Source organism: Bacillus cereus group sp. N14 (assembly GCF_016483555.1).
Classification (GTDB): Bacteria; Bacillota; Bacilli; order Bacillales; family Bacillaceae_G; genus Bacillus_A; species Bacillus_A wiedmannii.
Map to the genome: position 1 here is coordinate 40,508 of NZ_JAEHBQ010000022.1, position 20,851 is coordinate 61,358.

Below are 20,851 nucleotides of genomic sequence, written 5' to 3' on the forward strand. Positions count from 1 at the left end.
ATAAAGCCATGTAACTATTTTATATTTCCCCATTTATCTTCACCAGGTAAATCTGAATCAGTTTCCCACTTATGAGTGACTTTATCGGTATTTAGATCATCCAAATAGTAAATGTCATCTCACCAAAACTCGTACTCCTTTTTCTTTACTATCATTTGGTCCAACCATCATGAAGTACGTACTTTCTAACAACCTATTCTTTTTCTTTCCACACAACATATACTTTATTTTCATTAACCTTCTTATGAGTTATTGTATATTTAATTTTAGCAATACGGACATTGACATATGTGCAAATGAATTAGTAAGTATAAGTTATTAAAACTAATCCTATATATCCATTCGCATAGGATCAAAACACATGCTGCTTTTTCTATTATTGGACAGGGCCCATAAACTCAGTAATAATTAGAATATGTTCCTTCAATTTCACCTTTTTTAAATTCTCTACTTTTTCTTCTCCACCAAGCCCTAGTAAAGGTGTATAACCAAAACATTCTTCATACTCTGGTTCATTATATTGTTTTATTGCCTCTGGATAAGGTAACCAACCTAATGCCCTTTGTTTAAATGCTTCTTCCTCTAAAAATCTAATAAACAAAGAGAATTTTGAGGCTAAAACTTTTGTTTTACCTTTCCGATAGTTAATCATCACTATATACGACTCTTGATTTTCATCTTTCTCAAAAATTATAATATCACCTAGGGATGTAGTAAAAATAGGAATTGTTCCTTTACTCCCTAAGTATGTGTCGCTTACTAAAGAACTAAAATCATCCGGATTTATTACTTTTAAATAGCCATCCATAAAAGTCCCATAGCCATAAATTCTCCATGCTTCAATCAATTCTTTAGGAAGGTATTCTTTATACTTATTTATTGTATACTCTTCTACTTTACTATTTTTTTTAAAATCACTATAAATACTCAATTGACATTCCTCCTTTACTATGTAAATTTAACATTTAAATACGTACTTTTCCGTTGTTCTAAGGTTAAACTGTTTTCAATTCCTTGATTTGTTCATCAACAATATCAATTCTATACCGCCATTGACTACCTAGTGAAGAATTTATCCTTTTATCTCCCAGCCCACCAATATGCAACGGATTCCCCCCTGCTATTTGATCCGGATTATGAAGTGCTACCTGTGTTTTCAACCAACTAGCTGCTTGTTGTGCTGCATCTCCTTCTATTGCTCTACCTTCATCAATAAATCGCTTCCGATTTTGCTGGTACTCATATACAGTTAATGCATTCATACCTTTTTCTTGATCCTTTAACTGTCTTGCAAATTCTTCTGAATCGAATTTAGTTTTATAATTACAGTTTACTTCAATTTCATCAATTCGCGGAACGTTATCTAGGTTCCTCACTTCACTCGTACGCTTCGCTTTTTACTATAAGCTTTTAATTTCAGTATAAAATTATAAAAACCTTGAGAGGCATACAGCCCATCAAGGTTCACTTTAGCAATTACTTTTCTCCACTTCCTCAAACCATAAATCAAAAATATCATCCGGTAATAGTTCTTCATCATTTGAATAAACTAAATCATATCTATATTTTCCTTCATAATTGTGACATTTCCAAATGCATGCAATCCTTTAGATACAGGTGCTACATCTACGCCCCCAACACATCGCGTAACCAACGTTCATTTGTGTCAAGTTTCCGTTGTGTCAAAAATCTTTTCCCATTACTGCACCGGAAACTTCCATTACACCAACACTCGCTGTAAAGACAAATAATGCTGCACCAGCTAGTGGAAAGAACACTGTAGACCCAGCTAACAATAGCGTCATGCCCAGTATCCCCTCATCACGCCAAACTTCCTTATGTTCATGTTGATCTTTGATTGAGTCATAGTTAAATGCACGGCTGTCTAATCTTCTCTTTTGATAGGTCTCATAAGACATGTTACTTTCCCGATTCTCTTTCTTATACGCCTCAAATTGAAATTATAATCTAATAACCTTTGGCTTGCACTCCTCAATAGCATAAATATAAAAAATGACTTTGGATTAACATCCCAAAGTCATTTTTAGTTCATATTCTCAAATTTTTTTATTAAACTGGCCATTTTATAGAGTACAATTCATAATAAACTTAAGTATTTTTTTTAACTAATGCCCATATACCATATTTATTATAAAATATATTATCTTCTGGAAAATGCCTACACTCAGCATACCTTAAAATAAAACTCGGACTGTTCTCATCTATACTAAACGTAGAACCATTTTCTAATTTAGGCTGCTCAATAAGATTGTATAAGCAAAAAATCCGCATCAAATCTTGAGCATATTGTGTTGTCATTTGATTTTTAAAAGCAATAACATCTGGTAATCCAAAACAATGCATTCCACATGTGTAGTAAAAATCTGTTTCTTCTACTACTGTTACAAATGCCTGAAATAAATCCACTGTATCATTTGTATTATATATATTAGCCCACTCTTCAATTGTATTTGCAGTACCTGATGATTCAACTTTAACCCCAAGTCCACCAGCCTTTAAAAGTACATTCCCAACTTCAAGTATCTTTACTACTTTATCAATAGATCCGCCTTCTCCAACTAAATATACAGTTAAAAAATGGTTTTTAATACAATCAAGTTGCTCTTCTGTAAATTTACGATTCCCTGCAATCTCGAAAGCTTCCGCCAAATGTTCATCATACCCATAAATCTCGGCTTCAAAAAATCCTATTGGTTCACCAAGCTTACCAATACTATTTCCTGCAAAAATATATCCTTCACTTTGTCTTGCCACTAATTCAACAATTTCACTTCTGTTTTTCCATAACCCTGGTATACATAAAATTATTTTTGAGCTTTCCATAGTAACCCTTCCTCACCATTAGTTATTTTCTATCAACTTCTTTTAGCTCGCTAAGAATTTCATTAGCAACGCCCTCGAATCTTTTAGGATCGTCAGAAATAATTTCATTAAGCAAATTGATTACTGTTAGTTTTATATCATGATTCATTCCTACAAGAATTTTAGCATACTCACTTCTATATAAATCATTATTTAAAATTCTTATGTTTAGTAGCATTGCCCACTCTTTTGCACTCTCAACCATTTTGGGTAAAGCTTTAGGCATCTCTGTTAGATATTTTTCCATTTCAAAATCTTCAATAAAATGAACTAGACCAAACATAACTTCTTCCTCTTGTGTTTCATCCTCAAATACTATACACAACTCTTTAATAAGCTTCTCATCATCACAATCTGCTAAGCTTTCTAATACACTGTCAAACTCTTCACATTCCGATTGATTTTTTAAAAATCTACAACTATATAATCTCTTGATCTCAGATTTGCTGTCCATATAAACTTCTCCTTTTAAAAAAATTAATAAAATTGTAACTGCTCAGCCATATATTTCATTTACAAGTTTGGTAAAAGGTACTCATTTTTCATCATATAGATTTCTGCCATGAAGATAAAAATGGACATACACTTCGCTTTCTTTCTATGTTTTAAAACTTTACGCGTGGCAGAAATAGGCCCTAACCGCTTCTATGTATGGCCAGTCCCTCTCGACCATTTAAAAAAATGCTTTTCAGTCGATTTTTTATAGAGTGGCTGAGTAGTTACATAAAATTAAATATTATTGAAATACATAAGACAAATAAAATTGAAAACTAAAATGTTCCTACTATTATAGACTAGTAAAGTAAATCATCATTCTTTCCTTAATTCTTTTTTATAATAATCCTCTCTTGCTTGTCTAGCATACTCTCTCAAATTTGGGAGTATCTCTTTATATACGTTATATTCTATGTATATTTTTCTCAAATTCAACAAATCAAAAGCAAGAGCATCACGCGGCTCTAAAGAATAATAGTATGCTTTCTCCTCATTAGTCATATTTCGACCGTATGTCTCAGTCCTTCTATGTCTTCCACCTGTTTTCGGTTGTTCTACATTCATTGCCATACCGTCATTTTTAGCTTTTTTAGAATCCCATTCCAGTTTTCTTACTAAGAATTCTTTTGAAGGCATGTGATGAGGTGTAATGTCATCACCAGGTGATCCTGCTTTAATTAGATCTTTATACGTTCCTATGTCCCCTTCATTTGGTAAAAGTTCTTTTAAATCTACATCTTTTACAGTATTACCTGTACCCTTAGTAGGTACTTAAACACCAATTTAAAAAACCCACAGTGTAAAAGTTTATCACTGTGGATTCTTACATTTATTTTTCTTGGTAATGCACCATATCATAGGGGGGAGTATGAAGTATCTTTCAAAGTTGAGTCATCTAATTTTTAAATTTTTGCGATTGCTCCACTTTCAAAACTCCAGTAACCACTATAAATTTCATGTTTATTTTCATGTGCATCGTACCATGTTTCCGAATAAGTTCTCAAGAAACTTTCAATATAATAATTGGCTTTGAATTATCTCGACCGCTTTCTAGTTTAACATGTCCATCATTTGCTTTAGCCATTTCACTTTATTCTTTAAAAATCTTTCTCCTTCGCTCATAGAATCTAGTGAAATAGCACATACTATCTTAATTTTAATTTAAGTTGCTGTTTTAACAACTTCAATAATATCATGAAAATCTCGTGATAATTCTTCATTTCTACCATCTTTATACATGGAATACCCTTCCAATCCTCTATGGATAATAGCAAACATAGTAGGATGGAAATTTTTATCTGTGGAATTAATAAGAAACTGGCTAAATTGAACAGCAGACTCTAAAGAATAATTTAGTTTTTCGTTTAAAATCTGAATCATAGCACCTTGTATGTCAACAGGTTTAATATTTTTTTCGTGTCCTAATCCATTAAACATTCCAAAAAGGTATGCACCTAAGATTTGCTTTTCTTGTTCATCATTGATGCCTATTTTAAAAACCTTATATATGGTAGTATTTATAATATTCATACATTCATTAAGGAAATCTTTATTTTCTTCCAAAAAACTTCACTCCTTATCATATAACTTTTATATTTCCTTTAGGATATTCTCCAGTCCACCCACATGGAATATAACCATTTATATATATTTCGTATAAACAATTATAAAATTCAGACTCGCATACTAAAGAATAACTTTTATATAGTGCGATATTCATTATATCAAATAAAATTTGACTTTTCATGTTTTCTAAAAGTTGTCCTTCACTAATCAGAACAGACAATTTTTCATCAACAATAGGAATAATTTCCTTCTTTATATCCATCGCTAAATTATTCCAATTTTTATTATACATTTCTTTATAATTCTTTGATAAATGTGAAGTAACATCTCCTATTTTATCTAAACAAAGGTTCTCCCACTTTAATTGATTAATACTTTTACTAGCCAATTTTAAAGTTGGTACTATCTCAAAATCAATTTCTAATTTTCTAGTGTGTGATAAAAAATCAATTCTACATAAAGACTTCACGACTTCATTTTCTAATCTCACTTTACTTCCTCCATCAAGGTTTTGGTTTTGGTTTTGGTAAATTAATTCTCCCCGGTATTCTAGGTACGAAATCATCAGCCAAAAGACCAGCATTTATTTGTTGCTTGATTGCTTCTGAAACTGCTTTGTTTACTTGTGCTTCTGATAACCCTGCATTAATTAAAGAATCTCTCAATGCATTGTTATAGTCTGTTAAATTAGGCTTAAGCCCTGCTAGATCTCCATTTTTCCTGTAAATATTCCAAAAATCTTCTAAACTTTTATGAGCATTGTAATGGGGGCTATCTATATCTTTAAATATATTTCCTTCCAATTTTACAGAAAGTCCGTCATTTGTTGGAATATAGTCTCTAAAAGCAGCATCTTGATTCAAATGATGTGCTTGACCTGAAATTTCTTTATTTTTCCTCAGATTTTTGTATGAATCAATTAAGATATCATCGAATTCATTAGCCCCACTGGCTCCCTTACCAATATTACCCGTACCCTTAACCCCACCACTCTCCAAATTCGAGATCCTACTCTGAATAATCGCATTTGAGGCATCATGGGCTTCTTGGGATTTCCCGCTATAGTTCGTTCCAGTTCTAGCGACACTTCCATCTGGCAGTATTTCTACACCTTTAACGAATGGGGATACGGAGTCCGCAACTTTTGCTAATATATTTTCAATTATATAATACTAGTAATTTTTGTTAGCCTGAATTCATAAAAAATAATTTCTAAAAATTTATAGCATGTCTATCTAATAAAAAAGCACTCGTTGCCTTTAGTCGACAATCAAGTGCTCTAAATTCAAATAATATTTTCTAAGAGTTTAATTTATTGATTATATAAGACACACGGAACCAATAGCAATTTTTCAACAATATTATTTTGAATTAATAATTGTATTAAACGGTTCTTAATTCAAATCCACTCTATTTTAAGCCCTAAAATCAGTTAATCAGTACTAGATATTTTCAATATATCCCCTAATTCGCCTAACAGTTCTATGTTTTTTAAAGCCAACTCAACAGGTATGTCTTTCATTAACACGAATGGTAATTGCTTTGATCCTTTTAATAAGTCAAACAATCCCTTTTTGATGATAAATACCTCTTGTATTTTCTTTAAATCCATAGCCCCTCCTACCGGTGGACTTACCAATATAAGATTACACAGTTTTTCCTTAAACACTTCCTGTTTTTCGTCCACACAGTCAATATCTATCGCTCCGTCATTTATCCACTGTATAAAATTCTCACTTACTGTGGTAGCATAATTCGGATCCATAATCCCCGAATCAACTTGTACTAACTCTGTTGTGTTTTCATTTGCAGTCATTAACAGTATTTTGCCTCCACCATTACTTCCTACAGCAACATAACCCTTTGCATATTCATGGACTTCATATGTTTTATTCCTTTCATCTATTATATCCACTCCAAATATAACGACTCCATTATCGGACACGAAACCATTTGTATGCTTTAGTAATTGTTTATAAGCATTAGGGAGTATTAATCCCATTTCCTCTTCAATTTTTTTAATTTCATTTTCATCAACTGGAGAATATAATTCATAAGTCGACAATTTTTGAACATTTATCATTTAAATCCTCCTAATCCATCAAAATATCTATATGCTTCTCACATTACTTTTTTTGCTACTTTTAAATCTACACCCGCTTCAATCATTTCTTTATAGCTAATATTAAATTCGTATATTATATCCGTACTAAAACCTTCATTCCTTCTTCTAGCTCTTTGAAGAGCGGATATTATAGCATGTGGTTCACCAAAGGTAGATTTGAGTAATATTGATGGTGCTTGTCGACTGCTATAATTATTACCGCTTGTTTTAGCCCATATCTTAGCCCATTCATCTTGTATTGTTTGATGCGCTTGTACCAATCCATCATTTTTTGTATTCCGAAACCCCAAAGCACGATTCTTATTTGGACTCATTTTTTTATACAAGTCAACATCTTCAACAATATAACCTCCATTTTTAAGTTGACTCCTAGTGGACCTTTGCGGAAATGTAATACCAGCCCTTTCATTAATATTAGCATGGAGCTGTTCAGAAGTTAATTCGCCAGATTTCCCTCTCAAATATTCTAATCTGGAATCTCCCGTACCCTTAGTGCACTTATAAAATTATAATTCTCTTTTCACTTTTCGTTCTAAAATCAAAAAAGTACTCTTCTTCTCTTGTAAAACAAGCAAGCACTAAGTTAAATGAACAAAAAAACAGACCAATCATAGTGTTATCTGACTATAATCGGCCTGTCTAACGTAGCATTATTACGTTAAATAATATCTATAATTCTTACTATAAACCAACATTTACCCTGTTTATATCTAAAACATCGGAGATACCTTTCTCATTCATTGTTTTAAGCAGGTACTCATAACCCTTTTCTAATGCCAGATTTCTTTCTTCTTCATAAATAGGAACAAGTGTATAAATATTTATATCTCCTTGTTCAACTTGAACTTTATCGAGTCCGGATTCTTTGGGACGACATACCATTATACATGATAAATTTGTATTCGATGCAAATGGTTGTGGGGGTTCTCCATTCGGAAGAATAACTCCTTCAGCAAGCCATCCATCATAAATATGTGGAATATGAGCTACTTTCCTTAACCATTCAAGAGGCCAATAATAATTTTTGTCCTCCATATTCTCTTTCCCAACTAACCAACTTGAAGGCAATTTCAATAATAATTCTGCATATTTAAACTCGCTTTCTTCATTTGAATAACCCATAGGTACATCACTCATACCTGTAGTTACCAGAGTTACAAAATCTTTATTCATTGACGGAGGAATTATATGAATATTGACTGAAACATTACTACCAGGAACAATCTCAATTATAGTATTTTGGATAGTTCCAAAGTATTTAGTTACATGCTCTAAGATTTCATCATGATAATCTTGATTATTATCATTTACTTCGGCTATAGTAGTAGTCAATTCTTTTTGGTTCTCTAATAACTTTACAATTTCTAATTGACCCTGTTCCATTGCAAAAGTTAATGCATCTATATCTTTCATGAATTCACCACTATATTTAACTTTTGTATCTATCCCACTCTCAATTAACAGTTTTGCAATATTAACATGCTCATTACTAATTGCACCAAACAACGGATTCCTTTCGGGTTCACTCGTATCCATATCAGCTCCACATGATAATAAATATCTTACTATATCAATATACCCTTCAGAAGCAGCTTCGTTTAATGCTCCACCACCATATACGCCACCTAACGTATTTATATTTGAACCAAGTTCTATTAGTTTTTTTACTATATCCAATTTCCCTCTAGAAGCAGCAACGTGAAGCCATGTCCCAAAAGGTGTCATCATATTTAAAAGTTCTATATTAGAACCAATTAATTCAGCCACCTCTTCAACATTGCCATTTTTTATAGCTGATCGGATTTCTTTTGCAACCTGTTTACTATCCACCTTAATTACTTCCTCCTTTTTGCAATATCTCCAAGTTTATTAAGCATTTCTAATATATCATCTCTATCTCCACCAGCATCCCTGACTTTTTTTAGGTTATCAACAACATTTCTAAGCGCTTCAATACCATGCTGATCTTTAACCCTATTCGGAGCCCAAACAAAATTTTCAAGTCCTAAAATCGGATCAATATCATATTCCTTTAATATCTCTTGCCCCTCTTTAACTAATTCTTTTTGGACTTTTCCATTTCCCTTTTTAAATACAATATGATGCGCATGCGGATCATACATATCTTTTGGAGGATCTCAAGCTCCATAATCAATTTTATCTACATCCTTAGTAACCTTACCCGTACCCTTAACCCCACCACTCTCCAAATTCGAGATCCTACTCTGAATACTCGCCTTTGAGGCATCATGGGCTTCTTGGAATTTCCCGCTATAGTTCGTTCCAGTTCTAACGACACTTCCATCTGGCAGTATTTCTACACCTTTAACGAATGAGATACGGAGTCCACAACTTTTGCTAATGTATTTTCAATTATATAATAATAGTAATTTTCATTAGCCTGAATTCATAAAAAATATTTTCTAAAAATTTATAGTATATCTATCTATTAAAAAAGCACTCGTTGCCTTTAGTTGACAATCAAGTGCTTTAAACTTATATGTTTTCTAACTGTATAAATCTCTTTAAGTTTGTAAATTTTATAACTTTATAGTGAAAGTATGACACCTCTTATACGCTTTGAAATGTAATGTATTTTAAAATAGGAGCTTGTACGAGTTCGTTAGTTTATTGTCTTCCACATGTCATTATAGTTGTATCCTAATACGTATAGAATACACTATTTTATCCTTCCATTAACTTCTTCCTCATTTTATGTGTTTCTAAATCTGCTAATCTAACTGGAATAGGTAATCGACTTTCATTATTTATGCAGTTCATTACAACTTCAGTACTTGTATCTAAATCAATCCAGTTCCCACATGAAACAAAGATTGGCTTTATACAATACGAAGTCCTCAAAACTCTACCATATATATCACCATGAATTACAATGTCAGTGTAAGAACCTACTTCCTCTTTAGGCATCGTAGCGTCGACATTTTCTATTTTCAAATAGCTCTTTGCCACGCCAATTGTTGGTTTGTTTAAATACATTGCAGCATGGGTAGCAATTCCCATATGACGATAATGTAAATACCCATTTCCATCAAACATATATAAATCAGGTTCATTAGATAATTTCTTCGCGGCTTCAAGTATTAAAGGCAACTCACGAAAAGCAAGAAAGCCTGATATATAAGGAATGCTTATTTCACCATAACTATATACCTTTTCAACAACTTCCTTTGTATAATAATCAATCATTACGATACAACATGTACCATACGTTTTATTATTTACATCCCAGTAAGCTAAATCTATCCCTGCAACGTTTTTGATTTCATTAACGTCAAATCTATTCTCAAGATTTACTTCGGATAACAATTCATTCTGAATGTCGGTAAATTCATTTATCAATTTCATATTATCTAAATCTAAATTCTTCATAAGGTATCACTTTTAGAAACTGATTCAATCAATTTTAAATCTGTTTCTGTAGGGGAAATTTTTTGTTTTATGATACGACCTTTTTCATCCCATTCTGTATAATGGAGAGCTATCCCAAATTTATATTCTCCTTCAAATTTTAATTCTCCACTTTCATACCAGATTCTTTCGGTACCATTACTTTGTCCATGAATCAAATTTTTCACTGATTTTAAATTTTCATTTTTATAAAATTCTATTAACTCACCCTCTATAAAACCTTTTACATAATTTGTATAGTATATCAAATTACCATTATCATGTAATTCGTAAGCTAAACCGGTAAAAGGTTTACCGTTCTCATCTTCCGGATTATCTAAAACTTCATCACTATAAGATGTAAACCATAAATCTTCGTCAAAGTCAGTTCCATGTTCTATAACATATTCTTTACTTAATATATCAATTTGATTTTCCAATCTTTTTCACCTCTGAACTAAATTCAAATCCTTCAGTAATAAAATTACAATGTGGGCAGGTTGGCATCATCATACCAGCCGGTTTCAATTTTTTACCAGAACGTACTACATGAGTGATAAAATTCGAAGCACTTGCTTGTGAATTTGCAAGTAACGCTTGATTTAACGAATAAACTTCTGCGTGAGATCCCTCCCCATACGTAAATGTATATCCCTCTTTAATATATTTTGGCATATTGGTAATCCGTTGTTCTATTAATGGATGTAATTCTTCTGGAATCTTACCTAAAGTATTATTGATTCCAAAGTAATACTTACCTGTTGTTTTGTCAAAAGTTCCAGCAACCGCAGGCCCCATCTCCCTGTTAGAAAGGCCTAAATTATTTAATCTTTCAACTTCTTTCGCTACAGCATCACGCAAATTAATCCTATTGTTTAATTCCTGGTGAGTAAACCGACCATATTTATTACGCAAGTATTCTATTCTACTTAAACTTTCACCACTATTAGAAACTTTACCCGTACCCTTAACTTCACTAGCTCCCGTACTTCCTCCAGAACCACTATGCCCCTTCGCAAGTTTACAAGCTTCATCCTTACCCACACACGTTTATGCAAAGCTTTTTGCCACGTCTCTAGCAGTTGAATATTCTAGGGGGGCTTTACTCCCTTCCATTATCCGTCCAATTAACTCTTACTGGAATGGGCTTATTTTACACAATTTTCAATTTGCTGTGCATCGACAATTGTATTTTCCAATCCCAAAAAACTATTTAAAGAAAAAAAGATAACCGTCTACTAAATATAGATAGTAGATTGTTATCTTCTTTTCGTTTTCTTTATATTGATAAAATCCCTGTTTCTTACTCAAAGTAAGTGCTTTTTTAAGAGCCTCATCAAAATCAAAGTCATTTTTTTGTCTGAATTTCTAAAAGAACTTTTATTAAACTCTTCATTTTATATGAATACATTTCATAATTCTCTTCCATTTTTTCATCTAGTAGGATATTTTAATAAAAAATATTATCTTTCCTTTTTGTATTTCTCAATAATCTCTTTATCAAATTCATTATTTTCATCAGGTAACTTATTCAATTTTTTATATTTCCATATCACATGTCTTTCGTAATCATCATAATCACAATTATCCAAGTCTGTATAATCATAATCAATGTTAAATTTCCCCGAAGAAGTTAGTTCAAATGTTAAACTAGACCACAACGGTTGATTATTATCCTTAAATTCCTCGCGCAGTTTTTCTACATAGTCATTAAGTTTAAATAAATTTTCCATATACTGATCTTTTTCTAAATTATATATTTTAGGAATCTCTAAACTATAGATAGGTTCAGAACCATTGTTAGGATAGAAATAGAAAAAGGTCTCATTACTAAAGTCATCTATTTCTGCATATAAATAAACTTCCTTCCACCCAACAGGGATTATACTATTAAGATAATTTGCAATTACTCCATATAATTCTTCCATTTTTTCAGTTTTCATATTCTAACCTCCATATACATTTTTTAAAATCTTTACTTTTTCAATACCATTTATTTTATAACTGATAGCAAAGCTATCCGGTCGTATTGAAGTTCCGCTATACCTTGGCCTTATATCCACAAAAACCTCTTTTTCTCTTCTTAAAGCTTTCGCCCAAGCAGATTCCAATTTTTTATAAGCACTTACATTCACATTACTATTCATTGCAACTATATTATCAATAAGCGGAGATCCATTAAATTGCGTACCGATTAAATGTCCACCATGATCGCCTTGAGTACTAGGAGCTTTAACTCGGTCTTCTCTTCCAGCAGCTAGCTGATGCTTACTATTACGTTCTCCCATCTCTAACATTAATTCTCCAGAAGCTCTCTCAATTCTTCAGAGTTCATCTGTTTGATATAGATATCCATTCGTTTCATATTTTACCTTAGGTTTCAATTTAAATTCATCTGAAAAGCGAATACCATCTTTAACTACATCATCAACAGCCTTACTAGTCTCACCCGTACCCTTAGTTAAAACAAAAAGCGGTAACTGGGTTACCAATTACCGCTTACTCTTCCTTACTTACAAGTATTCTCTCAATTAAAGTCAAATACTACTTCAACGTCATTTTTCATTAACTTTTGTAATTATACATCAAGCATGTCTGTTACTTTCCCTTCGCTTACTCAAAGCTAGGTAAAATAGTTTATTAAATGTACAATTCTACAAAACTTTTCCTAGTTTCAAAAATCTAAAAAAATAAATTAGAACGTAAACAAGTCATAAAAAGCTATTCTCCTGGTAAGTGAATATTGATGAATATGTCAGTATCATTTAATTGACTGGAAACTACGTTCAGAAATTTCATTCCATTTTCCGAAACACTATGTTGAAAATCTATATCAATTATTTTTTCTCAAAGTTGTCTCCATAATCTTTAAAATACTGCTTATCTTCAATATAGACTAAGTAATTATTAATTTTTTCTTGTAGTACGTCTAGATGCATATCTTCATATTCCCAGTCTAGATAGTCTATTATTAACAACTTTAGATTTTTACCTTCTACTCCAATTGCATCTAACTGATCCAAATCTATAACTGCCATATTTTCTCTTATCCTATATATGTCTATTGCAATAATCTACAACGTACTCATATATATTTTTCTCTTCATTCATAAATCTTCCATATTCGTGTTTTTCTATTAGATTTTTTGCAATACTTTTAGCTTCTTTATACTTTCCTGTATTTATTAATAATAACATATTAACAAGGTTATAATCATAAAGTTGATTTTTATCCGAAGATTTCGAGAATGAAAGGAAATCACCAAAACCTTCAAAAGACTCTACAGTCTGCTCCAAATATTCATAGCATTTATCTATTAATTCATTAGCATCATCTCCTAGACTTTCTACATCACCATATTTTACATCATTGTAAAAAGCCTCAAATCCGTCAACTTTGTATGCACCGTTTGCTCGTAATCCAATAGGTTCATTACTATTAGATTTCATATTAAAAACTTCCCAAAAAATATCATCTATTATATATGGCTTCACATACCCTCTAATTCTAACAATATCATTTTCCACACCAGTCGCACCAATATGCATATATATAAAATATTGTCCTATTTTCTTATAATAAATTCCACCTCTTGATTTTAGTTTATATTTTTTCAAGTCTTTTTTTATCGAGGCACTAATCCTCTTATCTAAATCTTTTCTTTTAAGTTTCATATCATATCACTCCCTTATTTTGGGGCTAACGATTTTAACAGCATTCCCAGGCGGAATCTCGACTCCATGAATAAACATTCCCTTCTCCTACAATAACTCCTCCACTTTCAAGTCATTCCACAAATCCATCTCTTTGATTTGAAGTTAGTGGAGCTGTAGCAGAAGATTTATATTCTTCTATCAACAATGCTCCTGTTTTTTTATCATATCCAATTGCATCTACTCTATTTTTGTTCCGTTCTTAGTTACAATTGTTATCTGTTCTTGAACATCAATAGCCACTTTGTTAAATTCGTTTATTGCTTCTATTTCAAAATCTCTTCCTTGATTCCGTAGTTTCGCCCACTTATCAAAAGTTTCTTTCCAATCTAATCGGTTACGAACATTTTTACCAGATTTAGTATTTCTCTTTACATAATCTTGATACTTAGATTCTAATACATCATCAAAAAATTTCCTACTTGAATCAAATCCAGCGACCTTATTACCAGTATTATCTACTCTTTTACTAGCAAATGAAGCATCTACACCCTTAATCTTATCATCTATACTTTTTTCCGTTTTCCCCCAATCTCATCCCCCTATAAACTCTGGATTTCTCCATACCTAAACTATTGCAAATTTACAATAGTTTAGGTAGTAGTTTGTTGAACCTCTCTGTTAAATAACCATTCTATTCTAAAATAAAAAGGGGTATCTCATAAGCAGGTGAAACCCGCCACTTATAAGATAGCCCTTTAATTTTAACGCTCTATTAATCATGTAATTTACTTAAGAACTCTGTGAACGTATTAGCAACAAAAAATAGATTTTCTCTTGCGATTTTCTCTGCTTCTTCTGCCGTAATCCCTTCACTTTCCATCAGCGCTTCCTTTTCCCATGCATCTTCATGTTCCCAAAAAACAACAATTGGATTTTCTTCATGATTTTTATAATCAAAGCAAATTAAATTTCCTGCTGGATCAATTCCAAAAGGAATTACATCTCTAGGTAAGGTAGCACGGTAGTTATTATCATCTCTCACAATATAATCACTACTCTCCTCAGCAAAAGAAAGTAATGTACCAAAAACTCTTTCTATTCCTTCAACATCAAAACAATATGGTATTACATTAGCCCCATGATTTACCTTTGCACACTCGATATAATCTTTTGGAAACTCAACTCCCAGTGATTGACCTATTTTCTCCACAAATTCTTCCGTAACCGAATTATCCGCATACTTCCATTCTAAATTCTTCATCTAATTCCGCCTCCCCATAATCTATTTCCACCTAAATGATTGACACTATGAACTTCTTTTATTACTAATTGCATTTTCCCGGGTATTTGATGATGATGCCATATTAATCCATCTATTCTAGGCAAACCATCATTTATTTGAGCTAACTGCTTTTTAGTGAATAATTCTTTTGAGATTTCGCCTTTCTCAATTGCTTCTTTTACCAATTTAGTACATTCCCTAAATTGATCTGTATCTTTCATAACATAGAAATCTTTCTCTAACTTTAAAGAAAACTTAACATCATCCCCTTTAAATATTGGGAATCCTAAAATATCAAAATCTACTCCTTTTTTCACATGTGTTCCTCCTGCTAAAGGCTTATTTAATATATTATTTTTCGTTTTAGTATTCAAATATGTTTCTGTTAGTTCTACAACTTCTTTAAACTCTTCAACACTATCATATCCCTTAGGAACAATTGATCTATTAATCAAGTTTCCGTCTTTATCGTAATTATTTTTAATTACTTCGTCAATTTCAGATCTATGAACAGCGTTACCCGTACCCTTAAAATCTTTATTGTTATCAGATTCTTCCTCACTACCATCAACAGAACACTATAACCGCTTGAATCATAAGATAGATATATATTTTTCACTACTTGCATGCAGGCTGAGTCTTTAAAACACATCAAGTTTACTTTTTTAACATTCTGATATTAAGAAAATGGAATGAAATTAAATAAAAAACCTTGATTGAGTGACCAATACCCAATCAAGGTTTAATGAATTATTTTGAAAACTTCTCTACCAAAAATGTATAGAAATTTTTATATTCATTTATTCCATCTTCTTCGTCTTGCTCCCAGTCAATAACTGGACACTCATTATCGACTAATCGTGAAGTATCAAGACAATACACACCTGCTCCATAGTTCTGGATTACAACGAACTCCATTGGTAAACCGTATTCTCTCCATTCTTCAGTTTCTCTTACACAAGTTGGAGCATCGAGAAGTCCACCTCCGAAAATTTCAACCCCAAAAACTCCTCCAGTTCCATATTCCTTCAAAAACCATTTGTAACTATCTGATAACTTCACATCAAGTTTCTTCTCAATATTATTAATTTTGTTATCATCTAAAGCTCCAACAAAAAATTTTTTTGGTGCGTTCTTTATTAACTCAATAACTGTTTCTTTACTCAAAGGTACCATCCTCCCTTATATTTCAAACTTCTTAACATATTCATCTGACCGCCATTTCCACTACTGTTCCCGAAAATCATTATATTGTTTATCTAACTCTGGATCGCTCCTGAAACTTCGTCTTTTTATTCTCTTTCTTTCTTTTCTAATTTCCACAATTTCATCTATAAATTTATTAGCCTTTAAACTTATTTTATCAAGAGGCTTAATCCTTCTAAACTTATTTTTTTCTAAAAGTCCATGAAGAATTCGATAATTTTTCCGATGTACGGTTTGAAGAATCTCTACCATTGGTCCTGGTTCTTGCTGTAATATATGATGCAAATTAATGGCCCTACCATCCTTCCCTAAAGGTGCCCATCCCATTTGTGCCCTCTCTAAATTTGAAGGACCTGTATTAGGATCAACCATCTTCCAATCAATATCATTCCTTTGGTAAATCCTTCTTCCTTGATATTCTATAGGGGAATAGGTTTCGCTACTAAACTTAAAACCTTTAACCTCTCCCGTACCCTTAACCCCACCACTCTCCAAATTCGAGATCCTAATCTGAATACTCGCCTTTGAGACATCATGGGCTTCTTGGAATTTCCCGCTATAGTTGTTCGTTCCAATTCTAGCGACACTTCCATCTGGCAGTATTTCTACACCTTTAACGAGTGGGGATACGGAGTCTACACCTTTTGCTTGTTTAATTTCAATTATATAATATTAACAATTCATTTTCTTTTATTAATATATAACGCATTATTCATTAAGTTTAAATACATCTATGAAAAAAGCACTTGTTGTCCAAAATAACAATCAAGTGCTTTAATTTCATATGTTTTATAAGTAACATTAATCCGTCACTATTCTTTTTTCAATAGTCCAACTAAAACTAGTTGATTTGGATATTTTACATATTTACTCGCTAATAATGCAATTCTATTTTTCAGAAAGTTCATTAACAAATTCTGTGAAACTAGAAGCTATTTTTCTAATAAATTTTGGTTCTAATTCTCCTTCATTATCTATATGGTATGTATGGCAGTGATAAACACTACCTATATCGCTACCATGGATTGATATGCATATAATGTTATCAGCCGGGTCTTTCCCTATCGGAATAAATTTAGAGGGTAATTTATTCCACTTGATATAATAATTTAAAGAATTTTGCAGATTATTTTCTGTTTCCTCTGATAGTGGAAAGAACATCATAATTGATGACGTAACCACATCATCTTTCGTACTAAATCTCCTTCTATTAGATTTACCACCATTATCCTTTAATAAAAAACTCTTATAATCATCTGGTAATTTTAATCCATTATTTTTTTCAAAACTCTCTATATCTTCTATTTTAATTTGTTTAAAAGTATATTCAAAACTAAGATTCATAATTCATCAACCTCCAACTCATTCATTTTCACTAAAATACAACGAATTTATTAAATTTGTAAAAGTACTACAAATATATTCATCTTCATATATAGTCGGTATAATTGCCTCATTCCATGGTACCTTAAATGATTTATTAAATCCATGCCGTACATCTATTATTTTTTAGGGACTATATTTTTCAATGAATTCACTCGGAACTTTATTATGTAATTTAAAACCTTTTAAATATTGCTCCATTCTATCATTGCACGTAATACTCTATGATGGTACAACCATCATAGAGTATTTACTTTTTTAACAGTTTATTTTTTCCATCCATCTTCTGCTTTAAATATTCAACAATTTCTGTTTGCCCAAATTCTCTAGCATATTCATATGCATCCATATTCTTAATATTCTCTCCTGTATATCTAATTGAAATATCGATTCCTTTATGGATTAAATATTCCACTATTCCAAAATGTCCTTTCTTTGCTGCAACATGTAGCCATGTACCAAATGGTGTCATTGAATGTAAAGATTCTGGATTATCTCCTATTAAACGTTTTATTTCATTCTATAAAATTTTCACGTTAAAACACAAAAAAGCACTCTGAAGTGAACCTTATCAAGATGAATCGATCAATTTACTCATGGTGATAAACCCTTTCATGGCTCTACTTTGCGTTATTATGATCTTTGTTATTTTCATGTCTGTTAAAGTTATGGGGTATGTTCGAAGCGTTAGTGATAGTCATAAAGAGCAGGTTAGTTCCTTAACCAAAAACATAAAAGAAGAAAGAGGTATTCATTACAAACTAATAGTAGAAGAACGCAAACGTTCAGATAGACGAGAAATAGAATTGTTCATAAACTTAGAAAAGAATACAGAACAATTAGAAGGTATTGCTACTACCCTTTAAAAAGTTCAATTTAGTTATGCTAGCTTAGAGAACAAAGTAATGCAAAACTTCGAGTATCTTGAAAGTAAAATTGAAAATGTAAAAATGCAAGTAACCAAAAAGGAAGGCCACGAATAATTCCTGGCCTTCCTTTTTGGTTTCTAAACCTAAAAATCTCTTTAAGTTTATAGACTTTGTATCAAAATTTTAAAAACCTTTTATTCAAAACCGATAACAATCCATTCATCTACAAAATTCCAAAAGTGAACATTATATTTAGGCTGGCTCTTAGCTGACCAAAAAGTAGCATTGTTATTCTTACAATTTTCATAATCTATAGCTATGTAGCTCCCCATACCATTACTAAAGAATCCAAAAGATGTTTTTAAATTAATCCTTATAGGTTCTTCCAATTCATCTATAATCCCCCACTCTAAGTCATCATCCCCAAAGTAAGTTATAGCTTCTAATGGCATCAATCCCATTGATTCACTTGTGTAATCATAAAATCCATTATGAACATTTTCGTAAAAGTCCCTAATAGATTCAGGAATTTCTCTCCATGAAGATTCTAATTCCTCATTATTAAAACTATCTTTAGGATTTCTTCCTTCATAATATAAATCTTCTCCACCTTGATTTTTTATTGTATACAAGATTGAATAGGTGTCCTCACTTACCATCAGTTCAATATCCTCAAGGTATTCTGATAAGTAAGCAATAGTATTAGATAAATTATTATCTACATATTTTTTCCATATACTTAAAATTTTCTTGATTCTCTTTTCTCTATCATGTTCACTAAATACTTCCACCCATAAATCAGGAATTAAAGATGAGTTTATATTCTTAAACTCATTTGCATTAATCAATTGAATATCTTCATTATACTCTCTTAATATATCTAACTTAGAACTCATTTTTTTCCCATCCTTTTTAATATTATTTTATATTATTCTTTGTTAAAATCATCAATTTGTTTTTGAAATATTCTTTCAATTTATTTTTCTCTTGTAATCATCTTGCTCCTAAAGTCAGGACTACCTTCTATCTCATCTGGTGTTCCCTTTTTATAATGTGTCCATTCTTCATACGATTTAGATTGCTTTGAAGTGTTTGCAGATTTACTTAACCCTGTAAAGTTTTCTGGGTTATTTAATACTTCTAACTGTTGTTTTTCTGTTAAATTACCAAAACCACCCATATTTTCCATGTCCCATGTGCAGTCAAATGTCAGTCCAATATATCTACCTTCAAAGCGTCTAGCAGATAGGACATAAATCCCCACTATCCTGATCCTTTCAAGAAGCTGATCAATCGTTTCAATTAAAGGATAATTTTCATTATATGAAACATCATACCCAAGCTCATGTCGTTTTTGCTTGTAATAATCTAAAATTGGTTGCAAAATACTTTGTTGAAGATGCCCCCAATTTTGTATTAAAGAATTATACGAAGCATACTGTTTTTCACTAAATTCACCATCTTCTTCACCATCTATCATCAAAGCAATATCGGCTTCTTGGAATTTCCCGCCATAGTTCGTTCCAGTTCTAGCGACACTTCCATCTGGCAGTATTTCTACACCTTTAAAGATTGGGGATACGGAGTCCGCACCTTTTGCTAATATATTTTTAATTATATAATATTGGTAATTTCTGTTGACTTTAAATCATAAAAATAATTTCTATAAATTTATAGTATACCTTTCAATTAAAAAAGCACTTGTTGCTACAAATAGACAATCAAGTGCTTTAAGTTCATCTTTTTTAAATAGCATAAATTTGTAAGTTTTATAGTAACAGTATAACGACTTTTATATGTCGTGATAACTACTACGTTAAAACTTACGAGCTTGTACGAGTTCATTAGTTTCAGGTTCATTTTAAGTGTATATATTCGTAGCCTAATAAAACCTCATCTCACCTAAGCTCGTACTTTGTTTTCTGTTCTTTCATTGCACTCCATGATGATAGAACCATAGGAACTTCACCCGTCCCC

Annotated in this window: 26 protein-coding genes and 7 pseudogenes; 1 reads left to right on the forward strand and 32 read right to left on the reverse strand. The window is 31.7% G+C overall.

The annotated features are described in order from the left end of the window. Positions 1–376: 376 nt before the first annotated feature. The 29 genes and pseudogenes from JDS82_RS23805 to JDS82_RS23945 all read right to left on the reverse strand — a co-directional run. Positions 377–931: a T6SS immunity protein Tdi1 domain-containing protein gene (locus JDS82_RS23805; protein ID WP_016087098.1), complete on the reverse strand. Its 555-nt coding sequence runs from the start codon at positions 929–931 to the stop codon at positions 377–379. A gap of 64 nt (positions 932–995) precedes the next feature. After that, positions 996–1,376 (reverse strand): polymorphic toxin type 15 domain-containing protein, encoded by a 381-nt coding sequence (locus tag JDS82_RS23810; protein WP_016087097.1) that lies wholly within the window; start codon positions 1,374–1,376, stop codon positions 996–998. Between the two features lie 306 nt (positions 1,377–1,682). Further along, positions 1,683–1,919 carry a hypothetical protein gene (locus JDS82_RS23815; RefSeq protein ID WP_199714062.1) on the reverse strand — a complete coding sequence of 79 codons (237 nt, stop codon included), beginning with the start codon at positions 1,917–1,919 and terminating at the stop codon, positions 1,683–1,685. Positions 1,920–2,109: 190 nt separating this feature from the next. Then, positions 2,110–2,844: a DUF4261 domain-containing protein gene (locus tag JDS82_RS23820; protein WP_199714063.1), complete on the reverse strand. Its 735-nt coding sequence runs from the start codon at positions 2,842–2,844 to the stop codon at positions 2,110–2,112. Between the two features lie 22 nt (positions 2,845–2,866). Continuing rightward, positions 2,867–3,337, reverse strand: coding sequence for an Imm30 family immunity protein (locus JDS82_RS23825; RefSeq protein WP_048566018.1), 471 nt, complete (start codon positions 3,335–3,337; stop codon positions 2,867–2,869). Positions 3,338–3,693: 356 nt separating this feature from the next. Continuing rightward, positions 3,694–4,014, reverse strand: coding sequence for a hypothetical protein (locus JDS82_RS23830; protein ID WP_242474928.1), 321 nt, complete (start codon positions 4,012–4,014; stop codon positions 3,694–3,696). Positions 4,015–4,207: 193 nt separating this feature from the next. Next, a pseudogene (locus JDS82_RS23835) lies at positions 4,208–4,367 on the reverse strand (PoNe immunity protein domain-containing protein); the annotation flags it as partial. 172 nt (positions 4,368–4,539) lie between these two features. Then, positions 4,540–4,941 (reverse strand): Imm48 family immunity protein, encoded by a 402-nt coding sequence (gene imm48 / locus JDS82_RS23840; protein WP_199714064.1) that lies wholly within the window; start codon positions 4,939–4,941, stop codon positions 4,540–4,542. 16 nt (positions 4,942–4,957) lie between these two features. Continuing rightward, a complete protein-coding gene (locus tag JDS82_RS23845; protein WP_016134982.1) occupies positions 4,958–5,434 on the reverse strand; it encodes a hypothetical protein in 477 nt (158 codons plus the stop codon). A gap of 13 nt (positions 5,435–5,447) precedes the next feature. Then, positions 5,448–6,110 carry a type IV secretion protein Rhs gene (locus JDS82_RS29895; RefSeq protein WP_346011126.1) on the reverse strand — a complete coding sequence of 221 codons (663 nt, stop codon included), beginning with the start codon at positions 6,108–6,110 and terminating at the stop codon, positions 5,448–5,450. 266 nt (positions 6,111–6,376) lie between these two features. Next, entirely contained in the window at positions 6,377–7,027 is a 651-nt protein-coding gene (locus tag JDS82_RS23860; protein WP_064057211.1) for an SMI1/KNR4 family protein, read from the reverse strand. Between the two features lie 38 nt (positions 7,028–7,065). Beyond that, the gene (locus JDS82_RS23865; protein ID WP_199714065.1) at positions 7,066–7,530 is read right to left on the reverse strand and encodes a hypothetical protein; all 465 of its coding nucleotides are present in this window, start codon (positions 7,528–7,530) and stop codon (positions 7,066–7,068) included. 220 nt (positions 7,531–7,750) lie between these two features. Then, entirely contained in the window at positions 7,751–8,899 is a 1,149-nt protein-coding gene (locus JDS82_RS23870) for a suppressor of fused domain protein (protein WP_199714066.1), read from the reverse strand. A gap of 5 nt (positions 8,900–8,904) precedes the next feature. Next, the gene (locus JDS82_RS23875; RefSeq protein WP_199714067.1) at positions 8,905–9,192 is read right to left on the reverse strand and encodes an AHH domain-containing protein; all 288 of its coding nucleotides are present in this window, start codon (positions 9,190–9,192) and stop codon (positions 8,905–8,907) included. A gap of 30 nt (positions 9,193–9,222) precedes the next feature. Further along, positions 9,223–9,419, reverse strand: a pseudogene (locus tag JDS82_RS23880) (DNA/RNA non-specific endonuclease); the annotation flags it as partial. A 335-nt stretch (positions 9,420–9,754) separates the two neighbouring features. Next, positions 9,755–10,459, reverse strand: coding sequence for an endonuclease V (locus tag JDS82_RS23885; RefSeq protein WP_088113446.1), 705 nt, complete (start codon positions 10,457–10,459; stop codon positions 9,755–9,757). Continuing rightward, entirely contained in the window at positions 10,456–10,917 is a 462-nt protein-coding gene (locus JDS82_RS23890) for a toxin-antitoxin system YwqK family antitoxin (protein ID WP_199714068.1), read from the reverse strand. Before JDS82_RS23890 ends, JDS82_RS23885 begins: the two co-directional genes overlap by 4 nt. Beyond that, complete coding sequence (locus JDS82_RS30240; RefSeq protein ID WP_346011125.1) at positions 10,901–11,521, reverse strand: YwqJ-related putative deaminase; 621 nt, start codon at positions 11,519–11,521, stop codon at positions 10,901–10,903. The genes JDS82_RS23890 and JDS82_RS30240 overlap by 17 nt, the downstream gene beginning before the upstream one ends. 419 nt (positions 11,522–11,940) lie before the next feature. After that, positions 11,941–12,420, reverse strand: a complete 480-nt coding sequence (locus JDS82_RS23900) for an immunity protein YezG family protein (protein WP_098347616.1) — start codon at positions 12,418–12,420, stop codon at positions 11,941–11,943. Positions 12,421–12,423: 3 nt separating this feature from the next. Further along, on the reverse strand, positions 12,424–12,798 hold the full coding sequence (locus tag JDS82_RS23905; protein WP_346011127.1) for a DNA/RNA non-specific endonuclease: 375 nt from the start codon (positions 12,796–12,798) through the stop codon (positions 12,424–12,426). A gap of 400 nt (positions 12,799–13,198) precedes the next feature. Continuing rightward, positions 13,199–13,515 (reverse strand): annotated as a pseudogene (locus JDS82_RS30245) (DUF6572 domain-containing protein). Between the two features lie 13 nt (positions 13,516–13,528). After that, on the reverse strand, positions 13,529–14,152 hold the full coding sequence (locus tag JDS82_RS23915) for a hypothetical protein (protein WP_199714069.1): 624 nt from the start codon (positions 14,150–14,152) through the stop codon (positions 13,529–13,531). Positions 14,153–14,906: 754 nt separating this feature from the next. Then, entirely contained in the window at positions 14,907–15,395 is a 489-nt protein-coding gene (locus JDS82_RS23920; protein WP_199714070.1) for an SMI1/KNR4 family protein, read from the reverse strand. After that, positions 15,392–15,913 carry an HNH endonuclease gene (locus JDS82_RS23925; protein WP_064057218.1) on the reverse strand — a complete coding sequence of 174 codons (522 nt, stop codon included), beginning with the start codon at positions 15,911–15,913 and terminating at the stop codon, positions 15,392–15,394. The genes JDS82_RS23920 and JDS82_RS23925 overlap by 4 nt, the downstream gene beginning before the upstream one ends. Before the next feature lie 253 nt (positions 15,914–16,166). Continuing rightward, positions 16,167–16,583: an SMI1/KNR4 family protein gene (locus tag JDS82_RS23930; RefSeq protein ID WP_199714071.1), complete on the reverse strand. Its 417-nt coding sequence runs from the start codon at positions 16,581–16,583 to the stop codon at positions 16,167–16,169. Positions 16,584–16,643: 60 nt separating this feature from the next. Next, the gene (locus tag JDS82_RS29585) at positions 16,644–16,994 is read right to left on the reverse strand and encodes an HNH/ENDO VII family nuclease (RefSeq protein ID WP_206773517.1); all 351 of its coding nucleotides are present in this window, start codon (positions 16,992–16,994) and stop codon (positions 16,644–16,646) included. Positions 16,995–17,083: 89 nt separating this feature from the next. Continuing rightward, positions 17,084–17,288: pseudogene (locus JDS82_RS30095) on the reverse strand (HNH endonuclease); the annotation flags it as partial. 222 nt (positions 17,289–17,510) lie between these two features. Then, a complete protein-coding gene (locus tag JDS82_RS23940; protein ID WP_081257563.1) occupies positions 17,511–17,966 on the reverse strand; it encodes an SMI1/KNR4 family protein in 456 nt (151 codons plus the stop codon). Positions 17,967–18,255: 289 nt separating this feature from the next. Next, positions 18,256–18,525, reverse strand: a pseudogene (locus tag JDS82_RS23945) (ankyrin repeat domain-containing protein); the annotation flags it as partial. A gap of 94 nt (positions 18,526–18,619) precedes the next feature. On the opposite strand from JDS82_RS23945, the gene JDS82_RS23950 reads away from it, so the two are divergent. Beyond that, on the forward strand, positions 18,620–18,871 hold the full coding sequence (locus JDS82_RS23950) for a hypothetical protein (protein ID WP_242474932.1): 252 nt from the start codon (positions 18,620–18,622) through the stop codon (positions 18,869–18,871). Between the two features lie 197 nt (positions 18,872–19,068). On the opposite strand, the gene JDS82_RS23955 is transcribed toward JDS82_RS23950, so the two are convergent. From JDS82_RS23955 to JDS82_RS30435, 3 genes and pseudogenes are all read right to left on the reverse strand, one after another. Next, complete coding sequence (locus JDS82_RS23955) at positions 19,069–19,770, reverse strand: superoxide dismutase (protein WP_002110809.1); 702 nt, start codon at positions 19,768–19,770, stop codon at positions 19,069–19,071. A gap of 254 nt (positions 19,771–20,024) precedes the next feature. Then, a pseudogene (locus JDS82_RS23965) lies at positions 20,025–20,480 on the reverse strand (DUF6985 domain-containing protein); the annotation flags it as partial. A 57-nt stretch (positions 20,481–20,537) separates the two neighbouring features. Beyond that, positions 20,538–20,728, reverse strand: a pseudogene (locus JDS82_RS30435) (hypothetical protein). Positions 20,729–20,851: the final 123 nt, after the last annotated feature.